Annotated in this window: 6 protein-coding genes; 2 read left to right on the top strand and 4 right to left on the bottom strand. The window is 74.4% G+C overall.

The genetic code is table 11. The annotated features are described in order from the left end of the window. Positions 1-80: 80 nt before the first annotated feature. Positions 81-1,463, bottom strand: a complete 1,383-nt coding sequence (locus AAH991_RS23955; RefSeq protein WP_346228139.1) for a cytochrome P450 family protein — start codon at positions 1,461-1,463, stop codon at positions 81-83. A 156-nt stretch (positions 1,464-1,619) separates the two neighbouring features. Here AAH991_RS23955 and ligD point away from each other — a divergent pair, with 156 nt between their 5' ends. Continuing rightward, complete coding sequence (ligD, locus tag AAH991_RS23950; protein ID WP_346228138.1) at positions 1,620-2,804, top strand: non-homologous end-joining DNA ligase; 1,185 nt, start codon at positions 1,620-1,622, stop codon at positions 2,802-2,804. Here ligD and AAH991_RS23945 read toward each other — a convergent pair whose 3' ends face one another. From AAH991_RS23945 to AAH991_RS23935, 3 genes are all read right to left on the bottom strand, one after another. After that, complete coding sequence (locus AAH991_RS23945) at positions 2,805-5,228, bottom strand: GMC oxidoreductase (RefSeq protein ID WP_346228137.1); 2,424 nt, start codon at positions 5,226-5,228, stop codon at positions 2,805-2,807. 21 nt (positions 5,229-5,249) lie between these two features. After that, on the bottom strand, positions 5,250-6,371 hold the full coding sequence (locus AAH991_RS23940; RefSeq protein WP_346228136.1) for an alpha/beta fold hydrolase: 1,122 nt from the start codon (positions 6,369-6,371) through the stop codon (positions 5,250-5,252). A gap of 80 nt (positions 6,372-6,451) precedes the next feature. Continuing rightward, positions 6,452-9,403 (bottom strand): helix-turn-helix transcriptional regulator, encoded by a 2,952-nt coding sequence (locus AAH991_RS23935; protein ID WP_346228135.1) that lies wholly within the window; start codon positions 9,401-9,403, stop codon positions 6,452-6,454. A 233-nt stretch (positions 9,404-9,636) separates the two neighbouring features. Here AAH991_RS23935 and AAH991_RS23930 point away from each other — a divergent pair, with 233 nt between their 5' ends. After that, positions 9,637-12,105 carry a molybdopterin oxidoreductase family protein gene (locus tag AAH991_RS23930; protein ID WP_346228134.1) on the top strand — a complete coding sequence of 823 codons (2,469 nt, stop codon included), beginning with the start codon at positions 9,637-9,639 and terminating at the stop codon, positions 12,103-12,105. Positions 12,106-12,149 lie beyond the last annotated feature (44 nt).

Below are 12,149 nucleotides of genomic sequence, written 5' to 3'. Positions count from 1 at the left end.
CGGCGGGTCACCAGCAGCAGCACGACGCCCTGGAAGGCCAGGAACGCCGCCAGCGTGACCACGAATCCCTGTGGCTTCGATCACTGCATGCGGCGCAGCTTGCGCAGGAACGCCCAGAGGCCGGACCTCGGGCGCCAGTCACCGCCGCCCTCGGCGGCGGGCGACGGCTCGGCGCCGGCCTCGGGTCCCGGCCAGGGCGCGGCGGCGAAGCTCGGGTTGACCTGGTAGCGCACGTGCAGGGAGAGCGGCGTGCGGATGAAGGGGGAGGGGCGCCAGGCGAGCTCGTCGCGGGGGACCGCGAGCTCGAGCGTGGAGAAGCGGTCGAGCAGCCGGCGCACGGCGATCGTGGCCATCTGGGTGGCCAGCCGCTGGCTCGGGCACCTGTGCGGGCCCGCGCCCCACGCGAGGTGCGCGCGGGTGCTGCGGACGGTGTCCCGGAGCGCGGCGGTGAGCCGCGGGTCGGTGTGGGCGCCCGCGATGGACAGCATCACCGGGTCGCCTGCCGCGATCGTGAAGCGGCCCAGTCTCAGGTCCGTCCTGGCGTAGCGCAAGGTCACGTTGGCCAGCGCCGGGTTGAGCAGGGCGACGCGGTTGACGGTCTCCTCGATCGCGCCGACCGACACGGTCTCCCGCATCCGGGGGTTGGTGACCACCTCGACGATGACGTTGCAGATCAGGCTGCCGGTGAAGTCGAGGAAGCCGGACAGCATGAACAGCTCGCCGGCCAGTTCCTCGTCGGTGAGGTCCGGCTTCGCCTCCAGCATGTACGACGGCAGGTCGTCGCCCCGGTGGTGCCGCTTGGCCGTCGCCAGTTCGTGGAGGGCGGCGAAGAGCCGCTGGTACGCCCCGGCGGAGTCGGGGCCGTCCAGCAGGCGCCACTGGTCCATCACCATGTCCTCGCCCCGCTCGATGGTGACGCCGAGCAGGTGGTTGGCGACGAGCAGCGGGAACGGCCGCCCGTACTGGGTGACCAGGTCCGCCCATCCGATGGGCCCGCCCTCCGCCATCACGCCGATGAGGTCGTCGCAGAACCGCAGCATGGCGCGTTCCAGCCGCTGCGCCTGCCCGCTTCCGGGCTCCTGGAACGGCCGGAGCCCCGCGGACCAGGCGCCGCGCAGGCTCCGGTGCCTGTCCCCGTCGTGGAAGCCCGAGTTGTCGGCCCGCAGGAGGGCGAGCAGCGGCCAGTCGGCGGGAACGCGCCCCTCCGCGTACGCCCGCCAGTTGTCCACGCGCTTGCTCCACAGGTCGCCCGGGTTCTGCATGACGTGCAGCACCTCGTCGTAGCCGATCGCGAGCCAGACCGGCACACCGAGGAGGTCGACCGGGGCCACCGGGCCGTACGTCGCGCGCAGGCGCTCGTGGACGAGCGCGGGATCGGTCTCGTAGTCCTTGGTGAGCAGAGGTTCCAGCGGTAACGAGATGAGACCTTCCACGGCCGACGCGGACCGTCTGTCGGAGATCATGGGGCGTGCGCCTGCCTTTCGGGTCGCCGAGCCGCTCCTCAGGCGATGCGAACCTCGGTATGCGCGGCGATCTTAGAGCGTCCGCCCGCAAATGTCAGCGGCCCGGCTCCGCACGGGATCCCGGGCGCGGGCGGGGGATCGACGTAGTGTGGCGGCATGACGCTGGAGCTCGACGGCAGGATCGTGAAGATCACGAATCCGGACCGCGTGGTCTTCCCGCGGACCGGGCACACGAAGCTCGACCTGATCTCCTACTACCGGGTGGTCGCCGATGGCGCGGTGCGCGGCGTGGCCGACCGGCCGGTGATACTCAAGCGCTTCGTGCACGGCGTCGACAAGGAGGCGTTCTTCCAGAAGCGCGCGCCGGCCAAGCGCCCCGAGTGGGTGGAGGTCGTCGAGCTGAGCTACCCCTCCGGCCGTACGGCGGACGAGGTGGTGATCCGCGATCTCGCCTGCCTGCTGTGGACCGTGAACCTGGGCTGCGTCGACCTCAACCCCCATCCCGTGCGGGCCGAGGACCTCGACCACCCGGACGAGCTGCGGATCGACCTCGACCCCGTGCCCGGCGTCGGATGGGAGCAGATCGTCCGGGTCGCCCTGGTCGCCCGCGACGTGCTGGAGGAGCACGGTCTGACCGCCTGGCCCAAGACGTCCGGCTCACGCGGGTTCCACGTCTACGCCCGCATCGAGCCGCGGTGGACCTTCCGCGACGTACGGCGGGCCGCCGAGGCGGTGGCCAGGGAGGTCGAGCGCCGCGAGCCGGACGTCGCCACCAGCCGGTGGTGGAAGGAGGAACGCCAGGGCGTCTTCGTGGACTACAACCAGAACGCCCGCGACCACACCGTCGCCTCCGCCTACTCCGTACGGCCGACCGGCCTCGTCTCGGCCCCGCTGACCTGGGACGAGGTGCCCGGGTGCCGGCCGGAGGACTTCACGCTCGCGTCCATGCCCGACCGCTACGCCGAAGTGGGCGACCCGTGGGCCGGGATGGACGAGCGGGCGGGCTCCCTGGACGCCCTGCTCGACCTGGCCGAGGCCCAGGGCCCGCGGCCGGACAGGCCGGCGGCCCCGCCCGTGCGGGGGCGGCGACAGCCGGTCATGCCGCTCGTCGAGATCGCCAGGGCGGCCACGCGCGAGGAGGCGATGGCCGGGCTCGAGCGGTGGAAGGCCCGCCACCCCGAGGTGGCGCGGCTCCTGCGGCCGGCCGACGTCCTGGTCGACTCCATGCGGGGGCGCAGCTCCGTGTGGACGAGGATCCGGGTCAACCTCCGGCACGTCCCCGAGCCCGACCGGCCCGGCCAGGAACCGCTCGAGGTCGACTACGACCCCTGGGCCCAGTGATCAGCCCGGGCCGTAGACCTCCCACAGCTCGCCGAGGAAGAAGCGGCAGAAGCGGGCCACCGCCGCCGTGCCGTCCGGGCCTGCCGTACGGAAGGTGGTGAGCATCCGCACGAGGTCGGACGGCAGGATGCGCAGCGCCCCCGTGGCGACCACGGCCGCCCGCTCGTCCCCGTCCTCCTCGACGTGTCCCTCCAGCAGGCGGGCGTGCAGGGTGGAGGTGTCCAGCCACAGGCGGGTCGGTGCGCCCGGCTGGATCTCCTTGTGCCCGGCCAGCGTCCGGGGACGGCCGTCGGCGTCGTAGAAGTGCAGGCGGTAGCGCATGCACCGCTGCCCGGCCGTCTCGCCGGGGACGAACAGGTTGAACGACCCCCGGGCGAGGGGCCGCCTGCCGCCGCACAGGTCGGCCTCGATCCAGCCCTCCGCCCTGGCCTCGTGCCCGGGGTCGGTGAGGAAACGCTCGATGTCGTCGATCGTGATCGTGAGGCGGAAGGCGAACGGGAAGCCTCCGGCCGGACCGCCACGGGCCGCGCGGCCGGGCGGGCCGGGCAGCAGGAGGCCCCGCATCTCCTCCACGAACCACAGCGAGGTGCGGCCCTCGAACACGCTCGGCTCGTCCTGCGGGCCCGCCGCGAAGGCGCGCGGGCCGTCCGCGGCGGCGGCCGGAGCTTCGGGGGCGTCCGCCGGCCGGGCCGCCGCCCCCACCGGCACGGCCTCCGCCTCGATCGGGGACAGCTTCGCCACGGGCGCGGTGACGGCCGCGCGGGTCTCCAGGATCCTGGTGCACATGCGGTCGGCGAGCGCGGCGATCGTCAGCGACGGGTTGGCGCCGACCGGCCCGGGAAGGGCCGCGCCGTCCGCGACGTACAGCCCGGGGAACCCGAAGACCTCCCCGTACGCGTCGCACACCCCTTCGCCCGGATGGAGGCCCATCGGCGCGCCGCCCAGCGGATGCACGGTCATGACCCGTCTGCGCCACCATGGCGGACTGTCGGCGTACTCCGCGCCGAGCACGTCGCCGATCCTTCGCATGATGGCACGCACCCGGTCGAAGTAGTCCTCGCTCGTCTCGGCCGTCCACTCCACGTCGAGGCGGCCGTCCCGCAGGCGCAGCCTTCCGTCGGGGACGTCGCGGCCCATGCCGAGCAGCGGCAGCGAGGTGCCCGACAGCTCGCCCCGGCCGATCAGGTCGGCGAACTCCGCGGACAGGTTGGTGTCGTGGGTGACGATGTTGCGCAGCCGCCGCAGCAGGAACCGCGCGACGCGGCCGGGCCCCATGGCCGCGCCCTCGGCCAGGTAGTCGACGAACTCGGGATAGCCGCCGTCCTCGATGTAGGCGCCGCGCCCGTCCGCGCCGTCGTCGAGCCGGATCGCGCTGGTGATGACCGGTCCGCGGCTCGCCCGGATGGGCCGGGTCCTGCTCCGGTCGGTGGCCCGCAGCAGGAACGCCAGCATGTCCCCGTTGCCGCAGAAGCGCGTGCCGAGGGCCGCGCTCAGGCCGGGGAAGGCCGCCCGGTTCTTCAGCAGCAGATGCGACGTGCCGTACGTGCCGGCGGCCAGGACGAGCCGGTCGCAGCTGATCGTGTGCGGCCCGGTCGACCGCGGCGGCCCGTCGCCGTCCTCGGCCGTGTCGTCCCCGCGCGGCATGTGCTCGACGTACTGCACGTCGTAGCCGCCGCCCACCCGCGGCCGGACGCGCCGCACCTCGTGCAGCGTGCGCAGGTCCGCGCCGTGGTGCCGGGCGGCCGACAGGTAGGTGTGGTCGAGGCTGTTCTTCGCGCCGTCGTTGCAGCCGATGTCGCACTCGCCGCACAACCGGCACGTACGGCGCGGCACGCCGTGCAGGTTGCCGTACGCCGCGGCGGCGACCGGCACGCCCTGGCAGGGCTCCGCGTCCGGCGACGGCGCGAAGCTGACGGCCAGCGGCGGAAGCCTCCAGTCGAGCCCCAGCTCGGCCGCCGCGTCCCGCATGGCGAGGGTCTTCAGCGTGCCGTCGAAGCCGGGATGGCTGAGCGGGTACGGCGCCACGCCGATCATGCGCTCGACCGCGTCGTAGTGCGGATCGAGGTCGGCCCTGGTCACCGGCCACGACTCGTAGCCGCCGCCGGGCAGCGCCTGCTCGTGGACGAACCAGTCCTCGTCCTTGCGCAGCATGACGTTGGCGTAGATGAGCGAGCCGCCGCCGAGGCCGCTGGCCACCACCGAGTCGCAGTCGGAGAAGCTCCAGATGTCGTACATCCCGTACAGGCCCTCGGCCGGGTCCCAGAAGGCCCGGCCGAGCTGGGCCGGGCCGCGCGGGAAGTCGCCCGGCGCGTACGCCCTGCCCCGCTCCAGGACGACCACCGACAGCCCCGCCTCGGCGAGGCGGTAGGCGGCGACCGCGCCACCGAAGCCCGAACCGACCACGACCGCGTCGACGTGTTCCATAAGTGATCTCTCAGTGCCGCGTCAGCTACCGCTGTGCCGCTTCAGGAAGTCGAGGATGTGCGGGAAGACGTCCCGGTGCGCGTTCGCCCCGATCAGGGGGTCGATGTGCCCGTAACCGGGCAGGATCCGCAGCTCGTGCCGGCCCGGCGCCGCCTTCGACAGCACGCGGTGGCAGACGATGTTCGAGTCGGTGAAGACGTCGTTGCGGTCACCGGTCAGGAACAGGATCGGCGTGTCGACGTCGGCCGCGTTGACCAAATAGTCGTCGGGCAGCGTCGCGTAGCGCGGGTCGCCGGGGTCGGACTTCACCGCCCGCCCGGTCGCCACCATCTTCCGCACATGCCGGTAGTAGTGCAGGTCGCAGGCGCCGTTGAGGTCGGCGAGCCGCTCGTGCGTATGGGTTCTGCGCGCCAGGTTGCGGTGGCGGTACATCGCGGGCCTGCCGCTGCCCCACATGAAGCTCTGCATGTGGCAGGCCGCCTCCCGGCACTCGGGATGGAGGAAGGAGACGGCGCGGGCCAGCAGCCACCGCCGCGTCAGCGGCGGCGCGTCCCTGAACCGGGGGTCCAGGTACGACAGGCCCGTGCCGTACTCCAGCAGCGCCGGACCGAGGGTGAGCTTGAGCCGTGCCCAGGGGTGGACCCTGGGCGTCAGCGCGACGCTGTTGGCGACCACGCCGGCGATCCCGCTCACGGCCCCGGAGAACAGGCTCATATGGAAGGTCACCGACCCCAGGCAGTGGGCCACCACGTGGATCCGCCGCGCCCCCACGTGGCGGCGGATCTCGCGCAGTGCTGCCGGGTGGTCGTACTGGGCGATGTCGTCCAGCGTGTCCCTGCGGGTCTCCATGGCGTACGGAAACCTGTTGCTCATCCGGAAGTCCAGCGCCCACACGTCGCCGAACCCGCTGTCGTGCAGGAACCTGACCAGGTTCGTGTGCTCCGGCATGACGAACATGTCGCTCGACGAGGTCAGACCGTGCACGAGCAGCACGACGTCATCCGGCGCCCCCTGCGCCGGCGCGTCGTCCCGGCGGAACCGGGTGAGCTGTAACCCCAGCTCATCCTCGGTGGCGAACGGATGGACCGTGACCTCGGCGTTCCCCACGCCGTCGAGCGTGAACCGGGGTATGCGGTGTCCCATGCGATCGCCTTTCTGCCGGGGATACGATCGCAAACCCGCCCGCACCGGCGGCATCGTGGAAAACCCGTACTTGTCGGGGATCACCGTTTGAGGGCGGTCGCCACGCCGACCCGGGAGGTGACCTCCAGCTTGGCGAAGATCCGCGACAGGTGCGTCTCCACCGTACGGACACTGAGGAAGAGCCGCTCGGCGACCTGCTGGTTGGTCAGCCCCTCGGCGACGAGCAGCGCCACCTCCAGCTCCCGGGGCGAGAGCCCGAACCGGGGGGCGTCCCCGCCCGCGGCGGTGGTCGCGCCGCCGCCCACCCGTACGCCGAGGCGGCGAAGCTCCCGCTCGGTGCGCGCCTTGAGCGCGCGGGCGCCGCAGGAGTCGAAGATCTCGGCCGCCGCCCGCAGGTGCTCCCGGGCGCGGGCGCGGCCGTCCGGCGTCCCGAGACGCGCTAGCCCGGCGGTGAGCAGCGCCCGGCCCGCGTCCAGCCGCCGTTCGCCCGCGCCCAGCTGGGCGGCCGCCTCCTCGGCGGCCGCGGCCGCCGCGCCCGGGTCCCGGGGGGACAGCGCGTGGGCGCGGGCGAGCGCGGCGAAACCGCAGTACGCCGGCAGGCGCGGGTCCTCCAGCCGCGCGGCGAGCGCCGCCCACCGCGCCGCGTCCGCCTCCGCGTCCGCCTCCGCGTCCGCCTCCGCGTCCGTTCCCGTGCCTGTGCCCGTCCCTGTGCTCGTTACCAGGGAGGCGTCCGCGTAGGCGAGCGTCTCGCACGCCTGGAGCAGCGTCCCCGGGTCCAGGCGCGGCGACTCGAACCGGTTGCACGCGTCCAGCACCGCCTCGACGCCCTCGGCGTACCTGCCCGCGTTGACCAGGGCCTGCCCGCGCGCGTAGCGGGCCGTGGCCTCCCAGGTCTCGCCTGCCCCGACACCGCGGTGCACGGCCTCCTCGCCGGCCCGCAGCGCCGCGTCGTCGTCGCCGCTCCACGACTCGACCAGGCAGACCTGGGTGAGCGCGAAGACGAGCTGCTGGCCGGAGTCGAGCAGCCGCGCGCCCTCGACGGACTCCTCGGCGGTGGCCGCGGCCTCCGCCAGGCGGCCCATCGCCACCAGCGTCTTGGCCCGGCCCGCCAGGAGGTTGGTCAGGATGTAGCTCTGGCCGGTGGAGCGGGCGACGGCCGCCGCCCGGTCGAAGTGCCGCAGCGCCTCGCCGTACCGGCCGAGGTGGGACTCGGCCCAGCACAGCCAGGCGATGGCGTCCAGCCATTCGGACAGGTGCTCGTCCGGCGCGTCCGCGAGCAGCTTGCCGGCGATCTCGGCGTAGCGCAGCGCGTCGTCCGTACGACCGGCGGCCAGGGCGGGCATCGGGCGCAGCGCCGCGACCGCGACCGCGAGGCCGGGCTCCCAGTCGTCGGCGCTGTCGGGCATGAGGTCGAGCACGGCCTGCGCGGCCCGGAAGTCCACCCGCATCATGCTCTCGGCGACCAGGCGCATCCGCATCGGCACGGCGGCGGCCGCCCGCGGGTTGGGCATGCGGCTCAGCTCGTCGAGCAGCAGCGCCCGCGCCTCGTGCGGGCGGTCGAGCTGGCGCTCCATCAGCGCGCACACGCGGGCCGCCCGGCCCCGGCGGGGATAGTCGTCCTCGGGCAGCATGCGCAGCAGCTCACGGGCGGTGTCGCGGCCCTCGGCCAGCCTGCCGCTGATGCCCTGCGCCCAGCTCAGCTCCATCATCAGGGCGAGCCGGCCCTCCCGGGTGGCGGCGTCCTCCGGCATGAGCCGCAGCGCCGCCTGCAGCCAGTGCGCCGAGGTGGCCGGCGCGTGCGCGGTGACCGCGCGGGCCGCCGCCACCAGCACCTCCACCGCCCGCTGGTCGCCGAACGACCCGGAGTGCTCGACGTGGTGGGCCTGCACCGTCGCGGGAGCCCCCAGCCCGGCCAGGTGGGCCGCGATGCGCGCGTGCGCGCCCAGGCGCCAGCCCGCCGCGGCGGACTCGTAGACCGCGCGGCGCACGAGGGGGTGGCGGAAGCGGAACCGGCCGCCCGCACTGCGGACGATGTCACGCTCGACCAGCTCGTCCAGCGCGGCGAGCATGGCCTCCGGCGGCACCTCGGCGGCCACGGCGGCGATGGCGGGCTCGAACTCGTCGGCGGCCACGGCGGCCGCCTGGGCCACCAGCAGCGCCCCGGGAGACAGGTCGCCCAGCTCGACCTGGAGCGCCGCGAGCACGGTCGGCGGCAGCTCGGTCACGTCGGTGCCGCCCATCCGGGCCAGCGCCTCGAGGTAGAACGGGTTGCCGCCGCTGGCCTCGTACAGCGCCGTGCCCCGACCGCGGCTGACGCCGGGGCCGAGGAACTGCCGGACCTCCGCCGCGCTGAGCGGGCCGACCGCGACCTCGTGCCCGCGCGGCCCCGCCGCCGCGGCGAGCCTGGCGACGCGCGGGGCGGCCTGGGCCGGACGGTAGGCCACGGCCATCAGCACCGGCCCGGCGGGCGGATGACGCACGACGTGGTCGAGGAACTCCATCGTGCCGTCGTCTGCCCAGTGGACGTCGTCGAGGACCAGCAGCAGGCCGGAGGGCCCGGCCAGCGCGCCGACGAGGTGACGTACGGCCCGGTAGAGCCGGTAGCGGGCCAGGCCGCTGCGGTCGTCGGCCAGGGCCGGTTCGTCCCCCGCCGGGCCGCCGCCGGAGGCGAGCCCGGGGAAGACGCCGGACAGCAGGGCGGCCTGCCCGGTCCCCACGGCCCGCACGACCTCGTCGCGGCGGGCGTCGATGTGGTCGTCGAGCGCGTCCACCAGGGCGCTGTAGGGCAGCATCTGCTCGTATTCGGCGGCGCGCCCCCACAGCGGGGTGAAGCCGTCCCGGCCCGCCATCGCCATCAGCTCGCCGAGCAGCCGCGTCTTGCCCGCACCCGGCTCGCCCACCAGCGCGAGGAACTGGAACCCGTCCCGCCGGCTCGCGGCCATCGCGCCGTTCAGCGCGGCCAGCGCGTCCCGTCGTCCGACGAGCGGCGCGGCAGTGCCCGGAACGACCGGCCCGGCCGCGCGTCCATCCATCCGCACCCCACACGCGAATACGCGGGCCGCCCCTCACCAGCCGCGCGCGCAGACAACTCCCAGTAAATGCACTTTACAGATCAACAGAGCGTACAGGGGTAGCAGCTCGGCATTAACCCCTTCTGGAAAGTATTCGAAAAGGAACCGGTCAGTTCGGGCGATTCCGGGATCAGGGGAGCATGGCACCGGGTACGGGACGCGTCGTTCACACATCGCCACCGCGGAGGTGCCAGGTGCTGGACCGGATCGCCGATCCCAGGGGGCGGCGCACGCCGTACGGACCTCCCGACGCGGTGGAGCGGCTGGCGGCGGCCCTGCCGAGCCACATGCGCGACGCGCTCCCTTCGGTCATCCGTCTCGGCAGCCCCTGGCCGGTGCGGGTGGACGTGTTCCTGGAGGACGGCCTCACCGAGCAGCAGGTCGAGCACTGGGCCCGCGCCGTGTCGGCGGCGGGCTGGGGCGACAACGCCATCGACCTCGCGGTGCGCGGCGGCCGCGTGGCCGGCGTACGCGGCCGGGCCGGCGACCGCGTCAACCACGGCAGGCTCGACCCCCGGGAGTGGCACGCCTGGCAGCCGCGCGCGGGACGGCTGACCCGCCCGCTGGTCCGCGAGGACGGGCGGCTGGTCGAGGCCACATGGGAGGCCGCGATGGACCGCGTGGTCGCGAGGTCGAGGGAGCTGCTCGCCCGCCCCGGCGGCTGGGGCCGTCTCGCCTTCCACACGGGCACGCGGCTGTTCCTGGAGGAGCACTACACCCTCGCGGTCATCGGCAAGGCGGGGATCGGCACCCCGCACATGGACGGCGACACCCGCTGGGGCGCGGCGGCCGCCGCGGCCGCGCTCGCGGCGAGCTTCGGCGCCGACGGACAGCCCGGCTCCTACACCGACGTGGACCACTGCGACGCGCTCGCGCTGTGGGGGCACGACTGCGCCGCCACCCATCCCGTGCTGTGGGAGCGGATGCTCGACCGGCGGCTCGGGCCCGGACCGCCCGCCATGATCGTGGTCGGGCCCGAGGGAACGGCGGCCGCCGGGGAGGCCGACGTCCACCTCGACGTGCGTCCCGGCACCAACGTGGCGCTGCTCAACGGACTGCTGCACGAACTGATCGCGGGCGGCTGGCACGACGCGGCGTACGTCGCCGCGCACACCGTCGGCTTCGAGCACCTGTGGCGAACCGTCGAGGCGTACCCCGCCAAACGGGCGGCGGAGATCTGCGGGGTGCCGGTCGCGCTCATCGAGCAGGCCGCCGAGATCCTGGGCGCGGCCGAGCGGCTGGTGTCGACGGTGGGCCGGGACTTCCTGGGCTCCAACCAGGCGACCGCCGCGGCCTGCCAGGTCAACAACGTCCACCTGCTGCGCGGCATGCTGGGCCGTCCGGGGGCCGGGCTGTTCCAGCTCGGCGGGCCCGGGTGCGACGCGCTGGAGGCGGGTTCGGCCGCGGACCTGCCCGGGCTGCGCAACTGGGCCGACACGGGGCACGTACGCGAGCTGGCGGACCTGTGGAACGTCGACCCCGCCGTCATCCCGCACTGGGGGCCCGCCACGCACGCCGGCCAGATCCTCAGGTACGCCGAGGAAGGGTCGGTCGGGCTGCTGTGGATCACCGCGTCCGATCCCGCGGCCACGATGCCCGGCCTCGGCCGGATCCTCGGCCGGGAGGACCTGTTCGTCGTGGTCCAGGATCCGTACCTGACCGAGACCGCGCGGCTGGCCGACGTGGTGCTCCCGGCGGCGGCCTGGGGAGAGAGGACCGGCACCGTCACCGGCGCCGACCGCACGGTGCACCTGTGCGAGAAGGCGGTCGAACCGCCGGGGGAGGCCAGGACGGACCTCGACATCCTGCTCGACTACGCGCGGCGGATGGACCTGCGCGACCGGGACGGCCGGCCGCTCGTGCACTGGACGGACGCCGAGTCGGCGTTCGAGGCGTGGAAGGCGTGCACCAGGGGCCGTCCGTGCGACCACACCGGGATCACCTACGAGCGGCTGCGGGCCGGTGGCGTCCAGTGGCCCTGCGCGCCCTCCAGCTCCCAGGGCGTCGAGCGCCTGTACGCCGGAGGGCGCTTCGCCACCGGCCCCGGCCACTGCCAGACGTTCGGGGCCGACCTCGCCACGGGGGCCGAGTACGGCGAGGAGCGGTACCGCACCGTGGACCCCGGGGGACGGGCCTTCCTCCACGCCGCCGAATTCGAGCCGTCCGCCGAGGTCGCCGACGACGAGCACCCCCTGGTCCTCACCACCCGCCGGGCGCTGCGCCGCTTTCCCGCCCGGCTGGCGCGGCTCGGCGACACTCTGCCCGGGCCGTGCCTGGAGGTCCATCCGGGCGACGCGGCGGCACTGGGCGTCGAGGGCGGCGACCTCGTCCGGGTCGAGTCGCCCCTGGGCGTGCTGGAGGCCGTCGCGCGCCTGTCGGGCGTACGCCCCGGAGCCGTGGTCCTGCTGCTCGACGGACAGGGCGAGGCCGTGACACGGACGGCGGAGGAGCTCACGCTCACCGCCTGGGACGCGGTGTCCCGCCGGCCGCTGCGCACGGCCGTGGCGGTCCGGCTGGTGAGGGCCGGGCGGCGCGGGGACGCCTCGCTGGAGGAGGGCCTCTGCTCCGCCGCCGCGCGCCTCGGCCGCGGTGTGACCGCACGGCCCGAGGTGACGGCCGCAGCGGGAGGAGGGGAGGCGCCGGAGCGGTACGAGGAGGTCTGACGTCCGCATTCGCCGGAGATGAGGTGGGTCGGCCTACCGGAAGG

The organism is Microbispora sp. ZYX-F-249 (genome assembly GCF_039649665.1).
GTDB lineage: Bacteria > Actinomycetota > Actinomycetes > Streptosporangiales > Streptosporangiaceae > Microbispora > Microbispora maris.
This window is presented reverse-complemented; position numbering and strand designations above follow the sequence as displayed.

Coding starts and splice junctions, on each gene's coding strand:
- AAH991_RS23955 (WP_346228139.1), bottom strand. CDS start 1,463: ATGATCTCCGACAGACGGTCCGCGTCGGCCGTGGAAGGTCTCATCTCG.
- ligD (WP_346228138.1), top strand. CDS start 1,620: ATGACGCTGGAGCTCGACGGCAGGATCGTGAAGATCACGAATCCGGAC.
- AAH991_RS23945 (WP_346228137.1), bottom strand. CDS start 5,228: ATGGAACACGTCGACGCGGTCGTGGTCGGTTCGGGCTTCGGTGGCGCG.
- AAH991_RS23940 (WP_346228136.1), bottom strand. CDS start 6,371: ATGGGACACCGCATACCCCGGTTCACGCTCGACGGCGTGGGGAACGCC.
- AAH991_RS23935 (WP_346228135.1), bottom strand. CDS start 9,403: ATGGATGGACGCGCGGCCGGGCCGGTCGTTCCGGGCACTGCCGCGCCG.